This window comes from Acidovorax facilis (assembly GCF_023913775.1).
GTDB classification, from domain to species: domain Bacteria; phylum Pseudomonadota; class Gammaproteobacteria; order Burkholderiales; family Burkholderiaceae_C; genus Acidovorax; species Acidovorax facilis.
Genome location: NZ_JAMXAX010000010.1, coordinates 1 through 25,144 on the forward strand (window position 1 = coordinate 1; position 25,144 = coordinate 25,144).

Here is a 25,144-nt window from a genome sequence, read left to right on the forward strand (position 1 = left end):
ACCCCCACCCTCCCCGCTTTTCTAGTTTGCCCGTGGAAACCACCCTGAGCCCCTGGCGCATGTCCGTCGCCCCGATGATGGACTGGACCGACCGCCACTGCCGTTACTTTCACCGGCTGCTGACCCGCCAGACCCTGTTGTACACCGAGATGGTGAACGCGGGCGCCATCATCCATGGCGGCACCGAGCGGCACCTGCGCTTCAACGCCGAAGAGCACCCTGTGGCCCTGCAATTGGGCGGCAACGAGCCCGACAAGCTGGCCGAGGCTGCGCGCCTGGGCGCGCAATGGGGCTACGGCGAAATCAACCTCAACTGCGGCTGCCCCAGCGACCGGGTGCAGCGCGGCGCGTTTGGCGCCAGTCTGATGAAATCGCCTCAGCTGGTGGCCGACTGCGTGAAGGCCATGAAGGACGTGGTCAGCGTGCCCGTCACCGTCAAGCACCGCATCGGCATCGACAAGGTGGAGGACTACGGTTTTGTGCGCGACTTCATCGGCACCGTGGCCGACGCCGGGTGTACCGTGTTCATCGTGCATGCGCGCAACGCCTGGCTGCAAGGCCTCTCTCCCAAGGAAAACCGCGATGTCCCGCCCCTGCGCTACGAGGTGGTGCACCAGCTCAAGGCCGAGTTTCCGCAGTTCACCATCGCCATCAACGGCGGCATCACCACCGATGCGGTGGTGCAAGAGCAGCTCACGCACCTGGACGGTGTGATGATCGGTCGCGAGGCCTACCACAACCCCTGGTGGCTGGCCCGCTGGGACCAGCTCTACTACGGCGAACAAGGTGGTATGCCCTGCCCCCTGACGCGCGAAGAGGTCGAACTCAAGATGGTCGAGTACATGGAGCGCGAGGCTGCCCAGTACGGCATCCCCTGGCCCCACATCGCCCGCCACATGCTGGGCCTGCGCCACAGCTTGCCTGGCGCCCGCATCTGGCGCCAGGTGTGGAGCAACCATTTGCTCAAGGACCGCCCTGCGCGCGAGGTGCATGCGCTGGCGATGCAGGCGTATGCCAACGCGCCTGAATCTTCTGCAGACCCAGCAGCCCAGGCCCTGGCTGCCTGACGCCGCGCAGCGGGGTGATGGCTTGCGGGCAGAACCAAAGCGTGTGCAAGTGCGCGTAAAAACCCAAGCCACCGCGCCCGTCGCCTTGCGCGCACCCGTGGCAGCGGATGCAGAGCGCTTTGTCACTTTGGCCCAGCGCAGCCAGGCCCTGCATACACCCTAGACCTCGGCGCCATCGACCCCCGAGTCGTTTGCAGCATATCTGGCGCAGCTGGACACGCCTGCGAACCAGGGTTTTCTGGTGTGCCGGCCGCCCAAAGCGGGCGAAGGCGAACAGATCGCGGGCGTCTTCAATCTCTCACAGATCGTGATGGGCAACTTTCGCAGCGCTTACCTGGGCTACTACGTCTTCGCCGGTTACGAGCGCCAGGGCCTGATGCGTGCGGGCATGCAACAGCTGCTGCGCCACGCCTTTGGGCCACTGAAGCTGCACCGGCTGGAGGCGAACATCCAGCCCGGCAACGCAGCGTCCATTGCGCTGGTGCGGGCTTGTGGCTTCCGGCAAGAAGGCTTTTCGCCCCGCTACCTCAAGATCAATGGCCGCTGGCGGGACCATGAACGCTGGGCGTTCGTGGCCCATTGAGCCACCTTCGGCTCCTGATCGGGCGGTGCAGCACTTTCACCAAGCGGGCAGCGCATCATTGCGGTGAAGTCAGCCTACCGAGCCACGCCGCCAGCGGCTCCGGCCGCCCGAACAGGTAGCCCTGCAGGCAGTCACACTGGCTCGCCACCAGAAAATCTGCTTGTGCACGGGTTTCCACACCCTCGGCCACCACGCGCAGGTTCAGGTGGCTGGCGACCGAGATGATGGACTGCACGATGGCGGTGTCGCTGGGGTCGTCAGGGGTGTCGTCCACAAAACTTTTGTCGATCTTGAGCTCGTACAGCGGCAGCCGCTTGAGGTAGGCCAGGCTCGAATAACCAGTGCCGAAGTCGTCGATGGAAAAGCGCACGCCCAGGCCCACGATTTCGGTCATGCGGGCGATGGTGTCGTCCAGATCCTCGATGAGCAGGCTCTCGGTCACTTCGAGGATCAGGTTGGCTGGATGGGCGCCGGTGTGGGCCAGCATGTGGCGCACACGCTCGACAAAGTCATCCTGGCGGAACTGCCGCTCGCTCACGTTGACCGACAGCGACAGCTCGCGCCCCGCAGCCTGCAGGCGGGCCAGGGTTTCGCAGGCCTGCTGGATCATCCAGTCGCCCATGCGCAGGATGAGACCCGAGGCCTCGGCGATGGGGATGAAGCGGCCGGGCGGCACATTGCCGCGCGTGGGGTGGTCCCAGCGCATCAGCAACTCGCCGCCCACCACGGTGCCGGATGCGTCCACCTGACTCTGCACGAATGCAGCCAACTGGCCCAGAGCGTGGGCTTTCTTCAGGTCCTGCTCCAGCGCCAGACGTTCCTGCACATCGGCCTGCATGGCCGCCTCATAAAAGCGGATGCGGTTGCGGCCCAGGTCCTTGGCGCGGTACATGGCGGTGTCGGCCTCGCGCAGCAGATCTTCCACGCCTTCGCCGCGCTTGGGGAACAGCGTAATGCCGATGCTGCCCGTGGTGCTGTAGAGGTGCGTGTCGATGGTATATGGCGCTTCCAGCGCAGTGCGGATTTCTTCGGCCACCAGCAGGGCCTGGCGCCCGGCGGCCTCCATATCGGTCGCCACGTTGTGCGCCAGCACCACAAACTCGTCCCCACCCAGGCGGGCCACGGTGTCGCCGGGGCGCAGCTGCTGCGCGAGGCGCTGCGCCACCTGCATGAGCAGCGTGTCACCCAGCGTGTGCCCCCGCGCGTCGTTGATCTGCTTGAAGTTGTCGAGGTCGATGTACAGCACGGCGCCCACCTGCGCCGTTTGCTGGGCGCTGCGCAAGGCGTGCTCCATGCGGTCCAGGAGCATGCGCCGGTTGGGCAGGCCGGTGAGCGCGTCGAAATATGCCAGCTGGTGCGTGCGCGCCTCGGCCTGCTTGCGCTCGGTGATGTCGCGCGAGAGCGCGATAAACCGGGGTTCATCGCCCGAAGTGGCGCTTTCCTTGCGGGCAATGGACAACTCAAACCAGTGCGTAGTACCCTGGAGTTCCAGGCGGTACTGGTGGCCCGCCGAATAGCCCGTGCGGTGCGCGGCCTCCAGCGCTGCATGGCAGCCAGCGGCGGCTTCGGGCGGGACCACGTCGCGCAGCAGGCGACCCAGAAACATCTCGGGCGGCACGGCCAGTGCTTCGGACCTCGCCGACCGGTAGTGGTAGATGCAGCCATCCAGCCCCACCTCGAACAACAGGTCGGGGATGGCGTTGAGCGTGCTCTCCAGGTCATCGCGCGTGGCGCGCAGCTCCGCCGTCATGTCGCGTGCCAGTGCCACGGCCCGCTCGCGCCCCGTGGCCAAGATCCAGGTGAACCAGGCGAGCAACAGGCTCAGCACCGTGCCCATCAGGGCCACAGGGTGGTGCCCCTCATCCTGAAAACGCGCTGCAAACGCAGGCAGGGGCGACATCTGCAACACCCAGCGGCGGCCACCCAGTTCCAGCACACGCCGTGCCTGCAGACCCGAGGGGGCATCTCCCTGCACAGCGGCCTGGTGCACAACGTTGCTAAATAGCAGGGTTTGAGCGCCTGCGCTGGTGTCGTCGGTGATCCGAAAGCCGATGTCGGCATCAAACTCGCGCGACATGCCGTGGATCACGTCTTCCAGGAGGAACGGCGCAGACACCCAGCCGGCAAGGCCTGCACGCCGACCATGCACCGCGCGTGTATCGACGCCCGCGCCATACAGCGGCATGTACATGACCAGCCCCGGGCTGCTGTTTTGCAGCAGCGTCAACTGGCCGGACAAGGCGAGCTCTCCGGTGTCACGGGCCCGGTCCAGTGCTTCCTTTGCTGGGGGAAGTGTCAGCACATCGAATCCCAGCGCCTTGAGGTTGTTGCCCTCCAAGGGCTCGATGTGGGTGATGGGCGCCAGCACCTCGCGCGCACCTTCGGGGCGCACGGTGTATTGGGCAAAACCGCGCTGGCGCATGTCATCCAGGTGTGCCGCCAGCGCCGAAGCGGGTAGCTGCATGACGAGCGAAACCCCCTGCAGGCCAGGGCGCGTTTCACGCAGCTGGAGCGCCCCCACATAGGCCTGAAACTCGGCCCGGTCGATGCGCTCGGACCCTTCAAAATACCCCTTGACTCCGCGAAGCACCACCTCGTAGGTGGCCATCCGGTCCTTGAGGTTGTAGGCGATCTGGTCGGCCGCAACCTGAAAGTTCTGCTCCTGCTTGGCGCGGGCACCGCTCTCGGCGCTCTGCCAGTACAAGAACGTCAGCCCCAGGGTCAGCAGCCCCACCAGAGGCGGCAGCACCACGGGAACCCACCGGTGGCTGGTGGTCCCCTTCCCTCCTCCAGGGGAAGGCGCCAAGGGTGTGGACCCAGCGGCTGCATCGACGATCCCTGCCGGAGAATGTTGGGTCATGGCGTTCTGGGTGATGTACGCGCCACGGTGGGCAAAAGCCACCGCCGTGGCGATCTGCACCATTATGGGCATCTGTCCGGCACAAGAAAGCAGAATTTGCCCACACACTTTGCACACAGGGCAACGCTGGGCGGGCATTGTTGGATATGCTCCCTGCGCACCATCCTCAACACCGCACCAGGGGCCTGAGCACGCCCCCCACCCACCACCCTCGCACACCAAAGAACCAGCATGCCATCGCTTGATTTCGACCTGGAGGAATCCCATTTCCGCGCGTTCTACGCAGAGCAATCCGCTGCGCTGGACACCGCCTGCACCGCCTTCACCGCCATGGTGGCCGCAGTGGTCACGCAGTCGGGTGGGGTAGAGATCGCCAAGGTGGAGGGCCGCGTCAAGGATGTGGATGAGTGCATCCGCAAGTTCGTGCGCAAATACCGCCCGGCACTGGAGGAAAACAACACGCCCTACGAGATCCAGCACTACATCACCGACCTGGTCGGCGTGCGTGTGGTGTGCCTGTACGAGGACGAGCTGGAGAAAATTGCGGCCATCGTGCGCGGGCACTTTGCCGTGATCGATGTCACCGACAAGGTGACGGCGGTGGAAAGCACCGAGGCCTCATTTGGCTACAAAGGCCTGCATCTGGACCTCAAGCTCAGCCATGCCGAACGCACGCAGCCTGAGCATGCAGCCTATGCCCACCTGCCGTTCGAGCTGCAGGTGCGCACCATCATCCAGGACTCCTGGAGCGTGCTGGACCATCGAATCAAGTACAAGAAATCGATCCCAGGCGAACTCAAGCGCCGCATCAATGTGCTGTCAGCCCTGTTCGAGCTGGCCGACCGCGAGTTCCGCCAGATCCGCGACGCCACGGCCGCCGAACTGCTGCAAGCCCCCGACGAAACCGCCGAGCCGCTGCCCGACCCTGCCACCGCCGACAACCCGCAGGCCCCCAGCAAGGCCCAAGCCCCCAGCAGCGAGCTCAACGCGTTCACCTTCCTCAAGATTGCAACGCACTTCTTCAAGGATTTTGAGTTCGAGCCTTCCAAGGTAGACGGTTTTGTGGACGACATTCAGGCGTGGTCCCGTGGCATGACGCGAGCCCGCTTCAATGCGCTGATGCGCGAGACCGTGGGCGTGGTCAAGCGCTACAAGCAGCACTTCGAAGAACAAAACCCACAGGCCAGCTTCAATCCGTATACCGTGATCCGGCATTGCCTGTACCTGAGTAACAAGACCGCGTTCCGCCCCGCCCTGCGCAACTCAGCCCGGGAGTCGTTCGAGGCGTGGCTGCAGGAGCAGGCTGAGCCAAAGCTGCAGTAATTTGAGAAAAATTGGGCCCTACCGCTAGTCCACATTAAATTTACAGCTATCTATTCAATAGCAATTTGACTGGCATCGGCTCATTGGACAAGATCCAAGTGAGTCGCCTTGATCTGTCGCATAGGTGACTTGGCATTGGTGGTTTTCCTCCATGCGCTTGTTACGAAGTGCTGTTATATTGCACTGCAACATAACGGAGTTTCGCCCATGCTGTATCACATCTACGAAACCCAGCGCTCCCTGATGGAGCCCTTTACCGATTTCGCGCAGGCTGCTGCCAAGCTGTTCAGCAACCCCATGTCCCCCTTCAGCGAAAGCCCGCTGGCGCAGCGCATGTCTGCGGGCTACGAACTGCTGTACCGCCTGGGCAAGGACTACGAAAAGCCCGCTTTCGAGATCCATTCGGTGGATGTGGACGGCGTTGGTGTGGCGGTGCATGAACGCATCGAGATGGACAAGCCGTTCTGCGAACTGCGCCGCTTCAAGCGCTTCTCGGACGACACCGCCACCTTGACCAAGCTCAAGACGCAGCCTGTGGTGCTGATCGTGGCGCCCTTGTCGGGGCACTACGCCACTTTGCTGCGCGACACCGTGCGCACCATGCTCAAGGACCACAAGGTCTACATCACCGACTGGAAGAATGCCCGGCTGGTCCCTCTGGCGGATGGTGAGTTCCACCTCGACGACTACGTGAATTACGTGCAGGAGTTCATCCGCCACCTGCAGGGCATCTATGGCAACTGCCATGTGATCAGCGTGTGCCAGCCCACTGTGCCCGTGCTGGCAGCCGTGTCCCTGATGGCCAGCCGTGGCGAAACCACGCCGCTGACGATGACCATGATGGGCGGCCCCATCGACGCCCGCAAATCCCCGACCTCGGTGAACAACCTGGCGACGAATCGCAGCTTCGAGTGGTTCGAGAACAACGTGATCTACCGCGTGCCCGAGAACTTCCCTGGCGCAGGGCGGCGCGTGTACCCTGGTTTTCTGCAGTACACCGGCTTCGTGGCCATGAACCCGGACCGCCACGCCAGCAGCCACTACGACTACTTCAAGGACCTGATCAAGGGCGACGACGCCAGTGTCGAGGCTCACCGCAAGTTCTACGACGAGTACAACGCCGTGCTCGACATGGACGCCGACTACTACCTGGAAACCATCCAGACCGTGTTCCAGGACTACAAACTGGTGCACGGCACCTGGGATGTGCGCTCCCCCGACGGCAAGATCGAGCGCGTGCGCCCGCAGGACATCACCACCACCGCACTGTTCACGGTGGAAGGCGAGCTTGACGACATCTCCGGCTCGGGCCAGACCGAAGCCGCGCACGATCTGTGCAGCGGCATCGTGCGCAAGGAACAGCGCCACCTGGAGGCCAAGGGCGCGGGCCACTATGGCATCTTCAGCGGTCGGCGCTGGCGCGAAGTGGTCTACCCCCAGGTGCGCGCTTTCATCCTGGAGCACGAAAAGCCCCAGGCGAAAATCGCAGTCCCCGTCACGGAAACGCCGGACGATAACCCGCCCCAGCGCACAGCAGCAGCAGCAGCAGCAGCAGCAGCAACAAAAGCCGTAGCGCCTGTTCCCAAGGCAGCCGCCAAGCCACTCGTCAAACCCGTCGCCACAGCGGCTGTAAAAACGCCCGTCAAAGCAGCCGCCAAAACGCCAATCAAGCCTACGGCCAAGGCGCCTGCGGCGGTGGCCACCCGCTGGGTGGCACCTGCACCCGCTGCCACCACCAGCAAGCCCACCGGCGCTGCCGCACCCGCTGATGTGAGCGTTGCCACGCCAGCGAAGACTACGGTGACCGCCGCAGCATCTGCCCGCACCCGCCGCAATGCGGTGCGCAAGGCTTGAGCGCCCCCCGGCCAGCTTTTGCATCAACTGCCGCCGTCTCCACGCTTGCGGCGCGGATCGACGCGGCCTTGCCCCAGACGCAGTGCACACGCTGCGGATATCCCGACTGCGCCACATACGCCCGGGCCATTGCCGAAGAGGGTGTGCCCATCAACCAGTGCCCCCCGGGGGGCGCTGAGGGCATCGCCCGCCTCGCAGCCATCACGGGTCAAGCACCGCTGCCGCTGAGTGCGGAGCATGGTGTGGAAGCCCCACGCACCGTGGCGCACATCGACGAAGCCTGGTGTATCGGCTGCACGCTGTGCATCAAGGCCTGCCCCACCGATGCCATCGTGGGCTCCCACAAAAAAATGCACACCGTCATCGAGCCCTATTGCACCGGGTGCGAACTGTGCATCCCCGTATGCCCCGTAGACTGCATACAGCTCGAAAACGCTAGCGGCAGCGCCACCGGATGGGCGGGATGGTCTGCCCCGCTGGCGCAGCAGGCGCGCCAGCGCTACCAGGCCCATCGCGAACGTCTTCCGCTGGATCCGGTAATGGACGAAGGAGAGGAAGAAGAAGCGCCCGGAGCGTCGGCCAAGGACGGCGCTGCATCTTCAGCCCAGGTGGTCTCCCCCGCTGCCGCAGAGAATGCCCAAGCCGCGCGCCAAGCCGTCATCGCTGCAGCGATGGAGCGAGCCCGACAGCGACGGCTACAGGGGCCGCAGTAGTCGGTCGGGCGCTATCAGAACCCACGCTCTGGGCCAGTGCCTGCGGGTTAAGGGATCAACGCGCTGCCAGCGTCTTGTACACCCCACACCCCACATACAGATCGCCCGCGCGGCTGACGTAAGACATCTTCGTCTGCACCGCACCCGTGGCAGGGTTGGTGATGTCGTACTCCACCCAGCCCGGCTCACGGTCCGCCTGGGAAACGATGTCGTTCACCAGCCGGTCGCCCGCAATGCCAGGAATGTCCTGCACCCGCGTTCCCACCTTGGCGGTGTTGCCCCCAAAGGCCAGGTAGGTGCCTGCGGGGTCGAGGACAAACACATACATGTCGCGGTCGTAGTAGGGCTGATTCTTGTCAGTGATGCTGCGCAGGAACTGGTCGCGCGAGGTACTCTTGTGCAGCGCCATGGCCTTGCCCACCAGCACCACTGCCTCCTCGGCCGTGCCCTGCTGCAGGCGGAATGCGGAGACCGCGCGCGACAGGGTGGATGCACGGCTTTCCAGGGCCTCTGCCTGTTGCACGGCATGGCCCACCATCTGGGCGTTGTGCTGGGTGATCTGGTCCAGTTGCTGCACGGCGGCGCTCACCTCGCGCAGGCCGGTGCTTTGCTCGGCGCTCGATCCGGAGATTTCGCTCATGCTGGCTGCCACGCTGCGAATGCCCCCCGCCATGTCCGAGATCCCCTCCCCGGCCGACCGAATCAGGCCCGCACTGGTTTCGACCTGACTGACCGAGGCACCGATCAGTTCACGAATTTCGTGCGCGGCATCGCTGGACCGCTTGGCCAGCGTGCGCACCTCTGCTGCCACCACGGCAAACCCACGGCCCTGCTCTCCGGCGCGAGCAGCCTCAACGGCTGCGTTCAGGGCAAGGATATTGGTCTGAAAAGCAATGCTGTCGATCACACCGATGATTTCGGTCATGCGCCGCGCACCTTGCTGGATGGCCTCGACCGATTGCACGGCACGTGCCATGGCCTGGGCGCCCACATCGGCTGCGTCACGCACCTGCGCCGCCCTGGCATCTGCACTGTGCGCGGTCTGGGCGTTGTTCTGCACCGCTGAAGACAGTTGCTCCACACTGGCGGCCGTCTGCTCCAGGTTGGCCGCCTGCTGCTCGGTGCGGTCGGCCAGCGAGCGATTGCCCTCGGCCAGGCTCTGCCCAGCATGCGCGACCAGCGCCGCATTGCTACGGATGTCAGCCACCATGGAGGAGAGCGTGATCACCATGCGGTCGAGCGACTGCGCCATCTCGGCCACTTCGTCTTGTCCGTAGTCGCGACGGGGCTGCGCCCGCAGATCCCCGGCCTGGGTCAGCTCTATGGTTTGCGCCAGACCCGCAAGGTCGGTGGCCAGACTGAGGTAAAGCACGAGCAGAGCGTACGACACCACCACTACGGCCAAGGCAAGCGCCCACAAAGGCGCCCCAAACGCAGCAATGGCAAGTGCCGCCCCCACCAGAAGACTCAGCGAGAGCAGCTTGCCAGGCAAATGCCACCTGCGCATCCACCAGAGCCCCGGACGCAGCGGTAGGAATCCTGACATCGTGTCTCCTCTATTGTTCTGATCAAACGGCCTGAATACTAGGTACACGCATTTAGGATGTCCTGCATAACTCCCTGCGGTCTGTGATAGCGCGGCCTCGGGCAGTCCGCTGCGTTGCTTTTCTTGCCAATAGCCCAGCTATTGGCTGCAAAAAGACGCCTTGCGGCCTATCCCGATCCGCACTACCACCGACTCGCAAGGGTTATGCAGGACATCCCTTACAGCGGATTGACAGACCACGGGCCCATCGACGCATTGAGGTCAGCTCCGGTCACGATCCGCTAAACCATGGCCGATCCAGCGCCGACTGATCTGAGGTGATCGCCCATAATGGCGCCCCATGAATCCCCTGCTTTCCCATCTCCAGCCCTACCCCTTCGAGCGGCTGCGGCAGCTCTTTGCGGGGGTGGTGCCCCCGGCAGCCTACAGCCCCATCAGCCTGGGCATGGGTGAGCCACGCCATCCTACACCGCAGTTCATCAAAGATGCACTCAGTAACAACCTCAGTGGCCTGGCGAGTTACCCCGCCACCGCTGGCGAGTTGGGCTTGCGCGAGGCCTTCACCCGCTGGCTGAATTTGCGCTATGCCATCACGCTGGATCCGGCCACCCAGGTCCTTCCCGTGAATGGTTCTCGGGAAGCACTTTTTTCGTTTGCCCAAACCATCATCGATCCTTCAAAAGGCCAGCCGCTGGTAGTCTGCCCCAATCCGTTCTACCAGATCTATGAAGGTGCAGCCCTGCTGGCGGGCGCGGCCCCTTACTACGCGGCCAGCGACCCGGCACGCAATTTCGCCGTGAATTGGGACGCGGTGCCGGACTCCGTGTGGCAGCGGACGCAGTTGCTTTTTGTTTGCTCCCCTGGCAACCCCACCGGCGCCGTCATGCCGCTGACGGAGTGGAAGAAGTTGTTTGAACTGAGCGACCAGTATGGTTTTGTGATTGCCTCGGACGAGTGCTACAGCGAAATCTACTTCCGCGACGAACCGCCGTTGGGCGGCCTGCAGGCTGCAGACAAGCTCGGCCGCAGCGACTACAAGAACCTGATCTCCTTCACCAGTCTCTCCAAGCGCAGCAACGTGCCCGGCATGCGCAGTGGTTTTGTGGCGGGAGATGCGGCCCTGATCAAGGCCTTCCTGCTGTACCGCACGTACCACGGCAGCGCCATGAGCCCCATCGTGCAGGCCGCCAGCATTGCAGCCTGGGGTGACGAGCAGCATGTGGTGGAAAACCGCACGCGCTACCGCAAGAAGTTCGCCCAAGTCACGCCGCTGCTGGCGGGTGTCATGGAAGTAGCCCTTCCCGATGCAGGTTTCTACCTCTGGGCCAAGGTCCCCGAGCAGCTTGCCATGGACGACGCCGAGTTCGCGCGGGCTCTTCTGGCTCAATACAATGTTACGGTGCTCCCTGGCAGCTACCTGGCCCGCGAGGCCCAGGGCAGCAACCCCGGTGCCCAGCGCGTGCGCATGGCCCTGGTGGCCGAAACCGAAGAGTGCGCGGAGGCTGCGTTGCGCATCGTGCAATTCATCCAGTCCCGCACTGCCTGATTTCTGATTCCTGATCCACAGACTGACAGACAACAACATGACCCAACAACTGCAAACCCTCATCGACAACGCCTGGGACAACCGCGCCAGCCTTTCGCCCTCCGCCGCCCCCAAGGAGATCCAGGACGCTGTCGAGCATGTGATCGCCGAGCTGAACAACGGCACGCTGCGCGTCGCCACGCGCGATGGTGTGGGCCAGTGGACAGTGCACCAGTGGATCAAGAAGGCCGTGCTGCTGTCGTTCCGCCTGAAGGACAACGAGGTCGTCAAGGCCGGTGACCTGGGTTTTTACGACAAGGTGCAGACCAAGTTTGCCCACTTGTCTGAAGAAGAAATGAAGGCCACCGGGGTGCGTGTGGTGCCACCCGCCGTCGCCCGCCGTGGCAGCTTCATCGCCAAGGGCGCGATCCTGATGCCTTCGTACGTGAACATCGGCGCCTATGTGGGCGAAGGCACCATGGTCGACACCTGGGCCACCGTGGGTTCGTGCGCACAGATCGGCGCCAACGTGCACCTGTCGGGCGGCGTGGGCATTGGTGGCGTGCTGGAGCCTCTGCAGGCCGGCCCCACCATCATCGAAGACAACTGCTTCATCGGCGCCCGCTCCGAGGTAGTTGAAGGCGTGGTGGTGGAAGAAAACTCCGTGCTGGGCATGGGCGTGTACCTGGGCCAGAGCACCCCCATCTTCAACCGCGCCACGGGCGAGATCAGCTATGGCCGCGTGCCCTCGGGCTCGGTGGTGGTCAGCGGCAACCTGCCCAAGACGGCCGCCAACGGCACGCCCTACAGCATGTACGCCGCCATCATCGTCAAGCAGGTGGACGCGCAGACGCGCTCCAAGACCAGCATCAACGACCTGCTGCGCGACTGATCGCATTCAAGGCCGGGGCAGGCCATCCCGCCTGCCCGCCGACAGACACCGACAACAAGAGGGAAACACCATGAGCACGATGGAGCGGATTCTTCGCCTGATGAGCGAAAAGAAGGCATCAGACGTCTACCTGTCGGCCAATGCCCCGGCGCTGATCAAGATCAACGGCGAATGCATCCCGATCAACAACCAGATCCTGCCGCCCGATGCGCCGCGCAACCTGCTCTCCGAAGTGGTTCCTCCAGATCGCATCGAAGAACTGGAGGAAACCGGCGAGCTGAACATGGGCGTGCCGCTCAGCGGTGTGGGCCGCTTCCGTATCAGTGCCATGCGCCAGCGCGGCAGCTACGCGGTGGTGATCCGTTTCATCTCGCAGCAGATTCCCGAATTCGACTCGCTGGGCCTTCCACCCGTGATGCGCGAACTCATCATGGAAAAGCGGGGCCTGATCCTGATGGTCGGCGCCACGGGCTCGGGCAAGAGCACATCCCTGGCGTCGATGATCGACACCCGCAACGAAGCACTCACCGGCCACATCCTCACCATCGAAGACCCGGTCGAGTACCAGTTCAAGAACAAGAAATCCATCGTCAATCAGCGCGAGATCGGCAGTGATACCCAATCGCTGCAGACCGCCCTCAAGAACGCGCTGCGCCAGGCGCCGGATGTGATCCTGATCGGCGAAATCCGCGACCGCGAAACCATGTCGGCCGCCATTGCCTACGCCCAGTCCGGCCACTTGTGTCTGGCCACGCTGCACGGCAACAACAGCTACCACGCGCTCAATCGCATCTTGTCGTTCTATCCCGTCGAAGTGCGTCCCACCATGCTGGGCGACCTGGCATCCGCCCTGAAGGCCATCATCTCCCAACGCCTGGTGCGCACCATCGACGGCAGCCGTGCTCCGGCGGTGGAAGTCATGCTCAACACCAAGCTGGTGTCCGACCTGATCGAAAAAGGCGATTTCTCAGGCGTCAAAGAAGCGATGGAGAAGTCCATGGCCGAAGGTTCGCTGACCTTTGAGGAAGCCCTCGCCCGGTTGATCATGGACTCCAAGATCGACCGCAAGGAAGGCATGGCCTACGCTGACTCGCCTACCAACCTCATGTGGCGCTTGCAAAACGACTTCTCCCTGGCCGCCAATGCCGCCAAGGCGCAGAAGGAAGCGCGGGATGCACCCGACGACGCGCCTTCCTTCACCGAGATCGTGCTGGACGTCAAACCAGCGGCATGAAATGTCTCCGCCCTGAGTCGCCTGCGGCGCCTTCCCCCTGGGGGACGACGCCCTCGCTGCGGGGCGGTCCTTGGCTTGCCGTCTCTCGCCTAGGCCGCGCTGATGCTTACGCTTCGCTCTCTAACTACAGCTGACTGCACGGCCCCATCCCACCGAATCCCCAATGTCCCGTACCCTGCACCTCGCCGAACAGCTCATTTCCCTGCCCTCCATCACCCCCGAGGATGCGGGCTGCCTGGACCTGCTGGCCGCGCGGCTGGCTCCGCTCGGGTTTGTGTGTGAGCGCCTGGACAGCGGCCCGGCGGACTTTCGTGTCAGCAACTTGTGGGCAAAAAGGCCTGTAGCGCTTGATGGAAAAGCGCAAGCAGCTATTAAAACCATAGTGTTTGCCGGCCACACCGATGTCGTACCCACAGGCCCGCTGGCCCAATGGAGCAGCGACCCGTTTGTACCCACCCACAAGGACGGTAAGCTGTATGGCCGTGGTGCCAGCGATATGAAAACTTCCATCGCCGCCTTTGTCGTGGCGGTGGAAGAGTTCCTGGCCACCACGCCAGCACCCCTGATCGAGCTGGCCTTTCTTCTGACCAGCGATGAGGAAGGCCCCTCGGTGGATGGCACCAAGGTTGTGGTCGAGCAACTCAAGGCGCGTGGTGAAAAGCTCGATTACTGCATCGTCGGAGAACCTACCTCCGTCGAAAAAACGGGCGACATGATCAAGAACGGGCGGCGCGGCACGCTCAGCGGCAAGCTCACGGTGCGCGGTATTCAGGGGCACATTGCCTACCCGCAACTGGCCCGCAACCCCATTCACCAGGCCCTGCCCGCACTCACGGAGCTGGCGGCCACGGTGTGGGACCAGGGCAACGCGTTTTTCCCGCCCACCAGCTGGCAGATCAGCAACATGCACGGCGGCACGGGTGCCACCAATGTGATCCCGGGAGAGGTCGTGATCGACTTCAACTTCCGCTTCTCGACTGAATCCACGGCCGAAGGCCTGCAGCAGCGTGTGCACGCCGTGCTAGACCGCCATGGCCTGGAATACGACCTGCGCTGGACGCTGGGCGGCCAGCCGTTTTTGACAACCCCCGGCGAACTGGTGGGCGCCGTGCAGCAGGCCATCACTGCAGAGACCGGGCTGACCACCGAACTCTCCACCACGGGCGGAACCAGCGACGGCCGTTTCATCGCCCAGGTGTGCCCCCAGGTGATTGAACTCGGCCCCCCCAACGCCAGCATCCACAAGATCGACGAGCACATCGTGGTGGCCGACATTGACCCCCTCAAGAACATCTACCGCCGCACGCTGGAAAACCTGCATGCGCAGGCCCTGGCCGCCTATGGAGTGCCAGCATGAACACTCCACAACAGCACCCCACCGTCGCGGGCGATACCGTGGGTGCCCTGGTCGAATCGGGTGCGCAGTGCCTTGCCGCAGCAGGCGTCTCCTTTGGCCACGGTACCACCAATGCCCACGACGAAGCCGCTTGGCTGGTGCTCTGGCGTCTGGGGCTGCCGCTGGACAGTGATCTGTCGGAAGCCCCCGATTCCATGAAGAATCAGCCCGTAGCGCCCGCCGATCAAGCGCTGGTAGCTACTCTTTTTGAAGAGCGCATCCGCACCCGCAAGCCCGCCGCCTATCTCACACAAGAGGCCTGGCTGCAGGGTGTACCGTTCTACGTGGACGAACGCGCCATCGTGCCGCGCAGCTTCATTGCCGAACTGCTGGTCGATGGGGGGGCTGACGAGTACCTGAGCGATCACACCCGCCAGGTGCTGGACCTGTGCACGGGTAACGGCAGCCTGGCCGTGCTGGCGGCCATGGCCTGGCCCGAGGTGCAAGTGACGGGCGCCGACATATCGCCCGACGCGCTGGCGGTAGCCCGCATCAATGTGGACAAACACGGCCTGCAAGACCGCATCCAGCTGCAGCTGTCCGATGGCCTGGCTGCCCTGCCCGGCCCCTGGGACCTGATCCTGTGCAATCCGCCCTACGTGAATGCGGCCAGCATGGCCGCCTTGCCCGCCGAATACCGTGCCGAGCCCGAGCTGGCCCTGGCCGGAGGCAACGATGGCATGGACTTTGTGCGCCAGCTGTTTGCCGCTGCTCCCGCCTGCATGAGTGAGGATGCAGTGATCATTCTGGAGATCGGTAACGAACGCGCTTACTTCGAGGCCGCTTTCCCCCAACTGCCTGTTTTCTGGCTCGATACCAGTGCGGGTGAAGACCAGGTTTTGCTGGTGACTCGGCAGGCCTTGGCCGCCCAAAGCCGGCTCACGGCACAATAGAGGGTTGCGCGCCACCGCCTTGTTGCATCCGTTGCATGGTTTGCAACAGCCTTGGCCCCCTGCTTTTTCACGCCACCCGCCCAGTGCGGGTGCGCTTTTTTCTGAGTTCCGGATGATCACCCTCAAGAACGTTACCCTGCGACGCGGCGCCAAAGTCGTGCTCGACAGCGTTTCCGCCACCATCAACCCCGGCGAAAGCGTCGGCCTTGTGGGCCGCAATGGCGCGGGCAAGTCGAGCCTGTTTGCCTTGCTCAGCGGCAAACTGCACGAAGACGGGGGAGATTTTTACATCCCCACCAGCTGGCGCATGGCGGAGGTCGCGCAGAACATGCCCGAAACCGACCAGTCGGCCACTGACTTTGTGTTGGAGGGTGACACGCGTCTGGCCGAGGTCCAGCAACAGTTGCTGGACGCAGAGGCCAGCGACGACGGCATGGCCATCGCCCATGCTTATTCGGACCTGCACGACGCCGGTGCCCATGATGCGGTGGCACGCGCGCAGGCACTTATTCTGGGCCTGGGCTTTCGCGTGAGCGAGCTCGACCAGCCCGTCAACAGCTTTTCGGGCGGCTGGCGCATGCGCCTGCAACTGGCGCGCGCGCTGATGTGCCCCAGCGATTTGCTGCTGCTGGACGAGCCCACCAACCACTTGGACTTGGACGCCCTGGTCTGGCTCGAAGCCTGGCTCAAGCGCTACGCGGGCACCATGATCGTGATCAGCCATGACCGCGAGTTTCTGGATGCCATCACCAACGTCACCCTGCAAATCCAGCAAGGCGAGTTGAACCGCTACGGTGGAAACTACAGCAAGTTCGAAGAGCTGCGCGCCCAGCAGCTTGAACTGCAACAGGCCAGCTTCTCCAAACAGCAGGAGAAGATGGCCCATCTGCAGAAGTTCATCGACCGCTTCAAGGCCAAGGCCAGCAAGGCCAAGCAGGCGCAAAGCCGCGTCAAGCAGCTCGAACGCATGGAAAAGATTGGCCCCGTGCTGGCCGAGGCGGACTTCACCTTCGAGTTCAAGGAACCCGCCAATCTGCCAAACCCGATGCTGGCCATCAGCGATGCATCATTTGGCTATGTGGACGACGAGGGCACGCCCACCACCATCCTCACCGGCGTGAACCGCTCGGTGCTGGCGGGCCAGCGCATCGGCATTCTGGGTGCCAACGGCCAGGGCAAGTCCACGCTGGTCAAAACCATTGCCCGCACCATGAAACCCCTGGGCGGCAGCGTGACCGAAGGCAAGGGCCTGAACATCGGCTACTTCGCCCAGCAGGAACTCGACGTGCTGCGCCCCGGCGAGAACCCGCTGGAGCACATGATCCGCCTGGCCAAGGAACTGGGCCCCGACATCAAGCAACCCAGCCGCGAGCAAGACCTGCGCAGCTATCTGGGCACGTTCAACTTCACGGGCGACATGGTCAAGCAAGCCGTGGGCACCATGAGCGGTGGCGAAAAAGCCCGCTTGGTGTTGGCCATGATCGTGTGGCAACGCCCCAACCTGCTGCTGCTGGACGAACCTACCAACCACCTGGACTTAGCCACCCGCGAAGCCCTGGCCATGGCGCTCAACGACTTCGACGGCACCGTCATGCTGGTCAGCCACGACCGTTCGCTGCTGCGCTCGGTCTGCGAAGACTTCTGGATGGTGGGCCGGGGCGTTGTGGGGCCCTTCGATGGCGATCTGGACGACTACCAGCGCTACCTGCTCGAAGAGTCCAAACGCCTTCGCGAAGAGGCACGCCTGGCCGAGCAGGCACAGGTCTCGGTGGCAAGCTCCACGGCCCCCAAGGCCAACGCAACTTCAGCGGCAGCAAATCCCGCTCCTGTCGCGGCCCCGGTGCCCACACCGACCTCCGCCACAACCCCTTCAAGGGACGGGCGAGAACAACGCAAACTGGATGCCCAGGCGCGCCAGCAACAAGCCGAAAAAACACGGCCACTCAAAAAAGAGCTGGAGCAGATCGACAAGCGCCTGGCGACGCTGGCTGGCGAACGGGCTGCGCTCGAGCACAAGCTCACGCAGGCCCTGCCCCCGGCCGAGATCGCAGAGTGTGGCCGCGCCCTGAAGGCAGGCCATGAAGAGACGGCCCAACTGGAAGAACGCTGGCTGGAAATTTCTTCGGAACTGGAAGAAATCTCGGCAGCGGCATAGGCCAAAAATGTAAATTCATGTAATAACAAAGTGATCGTTATTCGACCTTTGCGCTTATCCAGCAATCATTTTTAGCTATTATTTTTGATAGCGGTGTAGAGGTAAGCCTGCGGGCACTTACGGTTGCATTTTTTTGCGAGACGCTGTCAACGGACAGTAGATGGGCCGCGTTGTTGGTACATCACAGGAGTTTTCCAGCATGAATACCACCGCAATCTTGTCCGCTTGGCCCGAAGACGAACGCGATCGCAAGCGCGCTCCCGCCCGCTTCTGAAGACGTGGCAGCCATTTTCCCGCTTCAAGCGCCCATCCAATGCCAGCCTCAAAACCGAAGCACAAAGCGTACCAAGGTACCGGTTGTGTTTCTGCCGAACGGCCCATTTCATAGGCTCCTCGAAGCAAGGTAACCGGCAGCCCCTTCCCTCTTGCTCCTCCAACAAAAAACCCCGCATTGCGGGGTTTTTTGTTTTTCCAACCCTTCGGGCATCAACCCATGTGCAGGCCACCGTTAACCGAGAAATCAGCACCGGTGGCGTAGCCACCCTCATCCGAAGCCAGCCACGCAATGATGGAAGCGATTTCGCTGGGTTCACCGAGGCGCTTGACGGGAACCGTGGCCACGATCTTTTCGAGCACATCGGGACGGATCGCCTTGACCATGTCGGTGCCGATGTAGCCGGGGCTCACCGTATTGACCGTCACGCCCTTGGTGGCCAGCTCCTGCGCCAGAGCCATCGAAAAGCCATGCATGCCCGCCTTGGCCGCCGAGTAGTTGGTCTGGCCCGCCTGGCCCTTCTCACCATTCACCGAACTGATGTTGATGATGCGGCCCCAGCCCTTTTCCACCATGTCGACCACCACCTGCTTGGTGACGTTGAACATGCTGTTGAGGTTGGTTTCAATCACCGCGTCCCAGTCTTCGCGCGACATCTTGAGGAACATGCGGTCGCGGGTGATGCCGGCGTTGTTCACCAGCACGTCGATGGTGCCGTGCTCGGCCTTGGTCTTGCCAAAGGCTTCTACCGTGGAATCCCAGTCGCCCACATTGCCCACCGACGCATAGAAGGTGTAGCCCAGGGCTTTCTGCTCAGCCAGCCACTTGGCATGGTCACGGGTAGGGCCACAACCTGCGATGACCTTGAAACCCTCCTTGTGCAGGCGCTGGCAAATGGCAGTCCCGATGCCGCCCATGCCGCCGGTGACGTATGCAACTTTCTGGCTCATGTGATTTCTCCTTGTTGGTGATTTGCTCAACAGCCACTCTACCGAAGAAATCTACCGCCGCCGTGAAGGAAAACACTGAAGCCCTTTTCTTTTTGGCATATCGGCATGCGTCATGCGCCTTACGCGCTATGTGTCTCGGCAGAGTCACAGTTTTGGTGCAAGCCACAGCCCTCCTACGGCCCAACAGAAACATCTTGCAACCACCTGCGCGCGCTAAGGTGGGACCACGGCGGCGACACGTTCACACTGAAGCCAGACATAAAAAAGCCGCGTCGTAACGCGGCTTCGATTTTTGGCCTTGCACCTGAGAAACGGCTGAACCGCAGGTGCCGCCAAGCGCAGGGGCTTACTAGCGCTCCAAGGCCAGGGACACGCCCATGCCGCCACCAATACACAGCGCTGCCAAGCCCTTCTTGGCATCGCGACGCTGCATTTCGTGCAGCAGCGTTACCAGGATGCGGCAGCCGGAAGCGCCGATGGGGTGGCCGATAGCGATGGCACCGCCGTTCACGTTCACCTTGGCAGGGTCAATCCCCAATTCCTTGTTCACCGCGCAGGCTTGTGCGGCAAAGGCTTCGTTCAGCTCGAACAGGTCCACATCGGCAGCGTTCCAGCCTGCGCGCTGCAGGGCCTTACGTGACGCTGGCACCGGGCCCATGCCCATGGTGGCGGGGTCCAGACCACTGGTGCCGAAGGCCGCAATGCGTGCCAGGGGCTTGAGACCCAGGGCGGCCGCCTTCTTGGCGCTCATCACCACCACGGCAGCAGCGCCATCGTTCAGGCCGGATGCATTACCCGCCGTCACGCTACCCGCCTTGTCAAACGCGGGGCGCAGGCCTGCCAGCGCTTCGGCATTGGTCTTGCGGTTCAGGTATTCATCCGCATTGAAAAGGATGGGGTCGCCCTTCTTTTGCGCCAGGCTCACACCCACGATTTCGTCCACGAACTTGCCGGCATCTTGCGCTGCGGCAGCCTTTTGCTGGCTGCCCAGGGCCAGGGCGTCCTGCATGTCACGGGTGATGCCGTAGGCCTTGGCAACGTTCTCCGCCGTAATGCCCATGTGGTACTGGTTGTACACGTCCCACAGGCCGTCCACGATCATGGTGTCGATGAGCTTCCAGTCGCCCATGCGCTGGCCATCGCGCGAGCCGGGCAGTACGTGGGGCGCCATGCTCATGCTCTCTTGGCCGCCAGCCACGACGATTTCACTGTCACCCCAGGCAACAGCCTGCGCAGCAAGCATCACGGCCTTCAAGCCTGAGCCGCACACCGCGTTGATCGTGAGCGCAGGGGTTTCCTTGGCCACACCGGCCTTCATGGAAGCCTGCCGGGCGGGGTTCTGGCCCACGCCAGCGGCCAGCACCTGGCCCATGATGACTTCACCAATCTGGTCGGACGACAGGCCCGCGCGCGCGATGGCTTCGCGGATCACGATGGCGCCCAGTTCGGTCGCAGGCGTCTTGGCCAGTGCGCCACCAAATTTGCCCACAGCGGTGCGGGTGGCCGAAACGATGACGATGTCTTCCATGGAATGTCCTTGTGGTTGGAGGTTGTTGCTGGGTAATTTTCGAGGTGCAGAAAGCAAGAGCGGGTCAGGACTTTTGCGTATCAGGATTTCTGCTTAACGTAGCTGCCGGGGGCGGGCTCCAAGGCCTTGAACTTGGTGCCCTTGCCATAGCCCTTGGGCGCCGCGATCTGCTTGCCCGCGTGGCCCTTGAGCCAGCCAGACCAGTCGGTCCACCAACTGCCAGGGTGCTCGGTCGCGCCTTGGAGCCATTGGTCGAGCGTGGCGGGCAGCTTGCCGTCGGCGCGAATCCAGTGGCTGCGCTTGCCTTTGGCAGGCGGGTTGATGACGCCCGCTATGTGCCCCGAGGCCCCCATCACAAACCGTTTCTTGCCGGGCAGCACCTGGGTGGAGGCATACGCAGCATTGATGGGCACGATGTGGTCCTCGCGCGAGCCGTAGATGTATACAGGCAGCTCGAGGTTGCCCAAATCCATTTTCTCGCCACACACGGTGAGCTTGCCCGGTTGGACGAGGTTGTTTTCAAGGTAGAAATTGCGCAGGTACCACGCGTAAAACGGGCCTGGCAGGTTGGTGCTGTCGCTGTTCCAGTACAGCAGGTCGAACGGGGGCGGCGTTTCGCCCTTGAGGTAGTTGCCCACCACGTAGTTCCACACGAGGTCATTGGGCCGCAGAAAGCTGAAGGTCGAGGCCAGGTCCTGCCCCTTCATGAGGCCGCCCTTGCCCATCTGCATCTCTCGGAATTTCACAAACGCCTCGTCAATGAAAACGTCGAGGATGCCGGTGTCCGTGAAGTCGATCAGCGTGGTAAGGAAAGTGGCGCTGGCCACGGGCTCATCGCCGCGCGCGGCCAGCACGGCCAGCGCATTGCTCAGGATGGTGCCGCCTACGCAAAAACCCAGCGCATTGATCTGGTCGGCGCCCGTGATGTTCTGCACCACGTCGATGGCGGCCATGGCGCCGTCTTCCACGTAATCGTCCCAGGTCTTGTGGGCGAGGCTGTCGTCAGGGTTGCGCCAGCTGACCACAAAGGTCCGGTGGCCTTGCTCCACGGCGTAGCGGATCAGAGAGTTCTCGGGCTGCAGGTCGAGGATGTAGAACTTGTTGATGCACGGCGGCACGAGCAGGAAGGGCCGCTCGTACACCTTGGCGGTCAGCGGCTTGTATTCGAGCAACTGGAACAGTTCGTTCTCGTACACCACCGCGCCTTCGGTGGTGGCCACGTTGCGCCCCACCTCGAACAGGCTTTCGTCGGTCATTGACACATGGCCCTGTGTGATGTCGTGCAGCAGGTTCTGCATGCCTTTGGCAATGCTCTCGCCCTTGGTCTCGATGGCTTTTTTCTGTGCTTCGGCGTTGAAGGCCAGGAAGTTGCTGGGCGCCATGGCAGCCATCCACTGCTCCACGCCAAAGCGGATGCGGGCCTTGGTCTTTTCGTCAGCCTCCACCGCGTCGGCCAGCCCCATGAGGGTGCGGGCATTGAGCAGGTAGGCTGCGGCTGAGAACGCAGCAACGGGGTTGCTCGCCCAGCCCTCGCCGGAGAAGCGGCGGTCCTTGACTTCGGGGGTTCCCTGCAGGCCCTGGGCCCAGAGTTCCTGCGCGTCTTTCAGGTACTGCTGCTGCAGGGACTGCAGCTTGGTGGGCGAAAATTTCAGGGGTGGTGCTGCAGGAACCTGGGTGCCCATGTCCAGCTTCTGGAACGACTGCAGCGCCTGCGACCAGCTTTGCCCGAAAATCTTCTGGAACTGCTCGGCGCTCTCGGCCCAGGGTGATTCAGAATTCATGCTCTTTCCTCAGTGATTGGTCGCTCGCAGCGGCAAAGCTTCTGGTTTTTTATCTCTCGGGTTCATTGTTGCCGAGCCCTTTGCACATGGCAACGGATTCAACGCTTGCACTGAACACAAACCAATGTACCTCATCGTCATCGCCTGGACCTACGTCACCCTCATGATGGCGGTGGCCGAAGCCACCAGCCCCAACGGCACCGTGCTCGGCGCCGTGATCACCTTTGCGCTGTATGGGATGCTGCCCATGGGCATTCTGGTGTACATCCTTGGCACTCCTTCGCGCAAGCGGGCGATCAAGGCACGCGAGGCCGCAGAGCAGGCGGCCTACGATGCGGAGCAAGCCGCAGCCGCAGCCAGTGCCACGGCGTCAGCTGCGCCAGATGCAGGCGGCGAAGCGCCCGCTAGCGCCGAGAGCCCCACTGTCGCGGCGGTGCGAAAAGAACCGTGAAGCGTTGGTCACGGTGCACCAAGGCGATGTGCCATCGTTGCCGTGGATGTGGGTGATCCCCAGCGCCTGCAGCCGCAGTCGAGCCAGTCCAGCCAGGTCGCACAGGTATTTGCCTTTGGCACTGCCGCTGGGCACAAAACACGCCTCTGAAGCCGGGTTCGCCTCGCAAAATGCCGCGCGCACCTCGGCCCCCACTTCAAAGGCCTGCGGGCCAATACAGGGGCCCAGCCAGACCAGGGTGTCCTGGGCGAACGTTTGGGCAGGATCGTTTGCTTCTATTTTGATAGCATTTAGCGCTTTGCCACCAAGCGCCAGGCCCTCAAAACGCTTGAAAGCCGATTCCAGCACTCCCTGCCCGCCCACTCCGGCCAGCCCGCGCCAGCCTGCATGCGCCGCCGCCACCACACGGCCTGAACGGTGTGCGAGCAGCACCGGCAGGCAGTCCGCCACCATGATGGTGCAGGCCACACCGGGCGCGGTGGCCACGCAGGCATCGGCGTCGATGCCATCGGGTGTGCTGCTGTCCAGGTGCACCACGCCATCGCCGTGTACTTGGTTCAGAAACACCGCCCGTGTGCCATTCGCCACCGCAGCGACCGTGGATTGCAGCCGCATGCGGTTGGTGTGCACGGCGGCCGCGACATCACCCACATGGGTCCCCAGATTCAGGCTGTCATAGGGTGGCAGGCTCACGCCCCCCGTGCGTGTGGTGCACAGTGCAAACACGCCCTCGGGCGCGGGCCAGTCGGGCACCAAGCAGTCGGCCGCCGCCAGAGGGCCTTCGTGCGGGGTCAAGCTTCGTGGTCCGGGCAGGCGGACGGCTGGGCCTTCTGGAAGGCGGGCAACGCCATGCAGGCGTCGAATGCCCCCATCGTGAGTGGCAGGCCACCCAGGTCCACGTTGAAACGCTGGCCGTTGAAGATTTGCGGCACCAGGCAGCAGTCGGCCAGCGTGGGGGTGTCGCCCCAGCACAGCAAGGAGGGAGGCAGGCCCTGGGTTTCGCGCTCTTGCGCCAACAGTGCCAGCTGGCGCTCAAAGGCCTCCAGCCCGCTGCGCACCCAGTGGTGGTACCACGCGTTCTTGGCCCCCTCGTCCACCTTCAGCTCGCGCACCAGGTACTTGAGAACGCGCAGGTTGTTGATGGGATGGATTTCGCACGCCACCATCTGCGCCAGCGCACGCACGTGTGCCCGCGCCAGGGGCGTGGCAGGCAGCAGCGCGGGCGTAGGGTGGGTTTCCTCCAGGTATTCGATGATGGCCATCGACTGGGACAGCGCCGCGCCGTCATCGGTCACCAGCGTGGGTACCAGCGCATCGCCGATGCGGCTGGCGTACGCCGGGGCCTGGTGCTCACCCTTGACGAGGTGCACGGGGATGTAGTCGTAAGGCAAGCCCTTGATCTGCAGCGCGATGCGCACACGGAACGAGGCGGAGGAACGGAAGTAGTTGTAGAGCTGCATGCAGAAAATGCGTTGTGAAAGGGGACGTTTCAAAGCGTGGCAGTGAGGCCCCACACTACAGCGGGCGCTGAATGGGCAAGCCTCGGGGCCGCCCGGGTCCGTCAGGCGCCCGAGGCCCCTGCCGGGTCCTGGTGGTTGTAGACAACCTTGGACAGGATGGCCATCAGATCGACGCGCTCCTGCGCGTTGAGTGGCGCCATCAGCCGCTCCTGCACACGCTGGGCGGCATCACGCATCTGCAGCGCGGCCACCTCGCCCTCGGGGGTGATCCACAGCAGTTTGCGGCGGCGGTCGCGGGTGTCGGGCTCGCGGCGGATCCAGCCGCGTTTTTCCAGCCGCCCAATTACCGAGCCCGATGTGGCAGCGTCGAACGCCACGCGGGACGCCAGGGTGACCTGGTCTTCACCGGGCCGTGCCAGCAGCTCGTGCAGGATGGCGAACTGCACCGGCGTCACGTCAAACCCCGCAGTCTCTTCCATGAAAAGCGCCACGGTTCGCTGGTGGGCACGGCGCACCAGGTGGCCTGGCGTGTTGTGGAAATCGAAGCTCTTTGCCATGGGCGCGAGTGTAGCGCCCCCCAGCAGGCGGCCCGCACCCATGGCACACTGCCACACCGAGGGCGCGCAGGGTCCACCCCGGGGTTTTGCGACACAGTCCTT

The 25,144-nt window shown here is 63.3% G+C and carries 19 protein-coding genes and 1 pseudogene; 12 read left to right on the forward strand and 8 right to left on the reverse strand.

Features of this window, described 5'->3' with window-relative positions; translation table 11 throughout:
* The first annotated feature begins 74 nt into the window (after window positions 1-74).
* Both dusA and NFX52_RS05560 read left to right on the forward strand, forming a co-directional pair.
* Window positions 75-1,067, forward strand: coding sequence for a tRNA dihydrouridine(20/20a) synthase DusA (dusA, locus tag NFX52_RS05555; protein WP_252635576.1), 993 nt, complete (start codon window positions 75-77; stop codon window positions 1,065-1,067).
* Window positions 1,068-1,251: 184 nt separating this feature from the next.
* A pseudogene (locus NFX52_RS05560) lies at window positions 1,252-1,650 on the forward strand (GNAT family N-acetyltransferase); the annotation flags it as partial.
* Between the two features lie 55 nt (window positions 1,651-1,705).
* Here NFX52_RS05560 and NFX52_RS05565 read toward each other — a convergent pair.
* Window positions 1,706-4,510, reverse strand: a complete 2,805-nt coding sequence (locus NFX52_RS05565; protein WP_082437420.1) for a bifunctional diguanylate cyclase/phosphodiesterase — start codon at window positions 4,508-4,510, stop codon at window positions 1,706-1,708.
* Window positions 4,511-4,741: 231 nt separating this feature from the next.
* Between NFX52_RS05565 and NFX52_RS05570 the strand changes: the two genes are divergently transcribed.
* The 3 genes from NFX52_RS05570 (at window position 4,742) to rsxB (ending at window position 8,400) form a co-directional block, all read left to right on the forward strand.
* Complete coding sequence (locus NFX52_RS05570) at window positions 4,742-5,833, forward strand: GTP pyrophosphokinase (RefSeq protein WP_055397858.1); 1,092 nt, start codon at window positions 4,742-4,744, stop codon at window positions 5,831-5,833.
* Window positions 5,834-6,040: 207 nt separating this feature from the next.
* Complete coding sequence (locus NFX52_RS05575) at window positions 6,041-7,687, forward strand: polyhydroxyalkanoate depolymerase (RefSeq protein WP_207401860.1); 1,647 nt, start codon at window positions 6,041-6,043, stop codon at window positions 7,685-7,687.
* Entirely contained in the window at window positions 7,684-8,400 is a 717-nt protein-coding gene (gene rsxB / locus NFX52_RS05580) for an electron transport complex subunit RsxB (RefSeq protein WP_055397856.1), read from the forward strand. The genes NFX52_RS05575 and rsxB overlap by 4 nt, the downstream gene beginning before the upstream one ends.
* 55 nt (window positions 8,401-8,455) lie before the next feature.
* Here the strand turns inward: rsxB and NFX52_RS05585 are convergent, their stop codons facing one another.
* The gene (locus tag NFX52_RS05585) at window positions 8,456-9,946 is read right to left on the reverse strand and encodes a methyl-accepting chemotaxis protein (protein ID WP_055397855.1); all 1,491 of its coding nucleotides are present in this window, start codon (window positions 9,944-9,946) and stop codon (window positions 8,456-8,458) included.
* Window positions 9,947-10,286: 340 nt separating this feature from the next.
* Here NFX52_RS05585 and dapC point away from each other — a divergent pair, with 340 nt between their 5' ends.
* The 6 genes from dapC (at window position 10,287) to NFX52_RS05615 (ending at window position 18,041) form a co-directional block, all read left to right on the forward strand.
* Complete coding sequence (gene dapC, locus NFX52_RS05590) at window positions 10,287-11,492, forward strand: succinyldiaminopimelate transaminase (RefSeq protein WP_055397854.1); 1,206 nt, start codon at window positions 10,287-10,289, stop codon at window positions 11,490-11,492.
* A 37-nt stretch (window positions 11,493-11,529) separates the two neighbouring features.
* On the forward strand, window positions 11,530-12,363 hold the full coding sequence (gene dapD / locus NFX52_RS05595) for a 2,3,4,5-tetrahydropyridine-2,6-dicarboxylate N-succinyltransferase (protein ID WP_055397853.1): 834 nt from the start codon (window positions 11,530-11,532) through the stop codon (window positions 12,361-12,363).
* Between the two features lie 70 nt (window positions 12,364-12,433).
* Entirely contained in the window at window positions 12,434-13,597 is a 1,164-nt protein-coding gene (locus tag NFX52_RS05600; protein ID WP_055397852.1) for a PilT/PilU family type 4a pilus ATPase, read from the forward strand.
* 163 nt (window positions 13,598-13,760) lie between these two features.
* The gene (gene dapE / locus NFX52_RS05605; protein WP_055397850.1) at window positions 13,761-14,954 is read left to right on the forward strand and encodes a succinyl-diaminopimelate desuccinylase; all 1,194 of its coding nucleotides are present in this window, start codon (window positions 13,761-13,763) and stop codon (window positions 14,952-14,954) included.
* Window positions 14,951-15,886 (forward strand): 50S ribosomal protein L3 N(5)-glutamine methyltransferase, encoded by a 936-nt coding sequence (gene prmB, locus NFX52_RS05610; RefSeq protein WP_055397848.1) that lies wholly within the window; start codon window positions 14,951-14,953, stop codon window positions 15,884-15,886. Before dapE ends, prmB begins: the two co-directional genes overlap by 4 nt.
* 112 nt (window positions 15,887-15,998) lie before the next feature.
* On the forward strand, window positions 15,999-18,041 hold the full coding sequence (locus tag NFX52_RS05615) for an ABC-F family ATP-binding cassette domain-containing protein (protein ID WP_055397847.1): 2,043 nt from the start codon (window positions 15,999-16,001) through the stop codon (window positions 18,039-18,041).
* Between the two features lie 486 nt (window positions 18,042-18,527).
* Here the strand turns inward: NFX52_RS05615 and phbB are convergent, their stop codons facing one another.
* The 3 genes from phbB to NFX52_RS05630 all read right to left on the reverse strand — a co-directional run bounded on the left by phbB (window position 18,528) and on the right by NFX52_RS05630 (window position 22,574).
* Window positions 18,528-19,265: an acetoacetyl-CoA reductase gene (phbB, locus tag NFX52_RS05620; RefSeq protein ID WP_055397846.1), complete on the reverse strand. Its 738-nt coding sequence runs from the start codon at window positions 19,263-19,265 to the stop codon at window positions 18,528-18,530.
* A gap of 349 nt (window positions 19,266-19,614) precedes the next feature.
* On the reverse strand, window positions 19,615-20,793 hold the full coding sequence (locus NFX52_RS05625) for an acetyl-CoA C-acetyltransferase (RefSeq protein WP_055397845.1): 1,179 nt from the start codon (window positions 20,791-20,793) through the stop codon (window positions 19,615-19,617).
* Between the two features lie 80 nt (window positions 20,794-20,873).
* Window positions 20,874-22,574, reverse strand: a complete 1,701-nt coding sequence (locus tag NFX52_RS05630; protein WP_055397844.1) for a PHA/PHB synthase family protein — start codon at window positions 22,572-22,574, stop codon at window positions 20,874-20,876.
* A gap of 124 nt (window positions 22,575-22,698) precedes the next feature.
* Here NFX52_RS05630 and NFX52_RS05635 point away from each other — a divergent pair, with 124 nt between their 5' ends.
* Window positions 22,699-23,025: a hypothetical protein gene (locus NFX52_RS05635; protein ID WP_055397843.1), complete on the forward strand. Its 327-nt coding sequence runs from the start codon at window positions 22,699-22,701 to the stop codon at window positions 23,023-23,025.
* Here the strand turns inward: NFX52_RS05635 and NFX52_RS05640 are convergent.
* The 3 genes from NFX52_RS05640 to NFX52_RS05650 all read right to left on the reverse strand — a co-directional run bounded on the left by NFX52_RS05640 (window position 22,945) and on the right by NFX52_RS05650 (window position 25,042).
* Window positions 22,945-23,820 (reverse strand): purine nucleoside phosphorylase YfiH/LACC1 family protein, encoded by an 876-nt coding sequence (locus NFX52_RS05640; protein WP_055397841.1) that lies wholly within the window; start codon window positions 23,818-23,820, stop codon window positions 22,945-22,947. The genes NFX52_RS05635 and NFX52_RS05640 overlap by 81 nt on opposite strands.
* Window positions 23,817-24,485, reverse strand: a complete 669-nt coding sequence (maiA, locus tag NFX52_RS05645; RefSeq protein ID WP_055397840.1) for a maleylacetoacetate isomerase — start codon at window positions 24,483-24,485, stop codon at window positions 23,817-23,819. The genes NFX52_RS05640 and maiA overlap by 4 nt, the downstream gene beginning before the upstream one ends.
* Window positions 24,486-24,586: 101 nt before the next feature.
* The gene (locus NFX52_RS05650; protein WP_055397946.1) at window positions 24,587-25,042 is read right to left on the reverse strand and encodes a MarR family winged helix-turn-helix transcriptional regulator; all 456 of its coding nucleotides are present in this window, start codon (window positions 25,040-25,042) and stop codon (window positions 24,587-24,589) included.
* Window positions 25,043-25,144 lie beyond the last annotated feature (102 nt).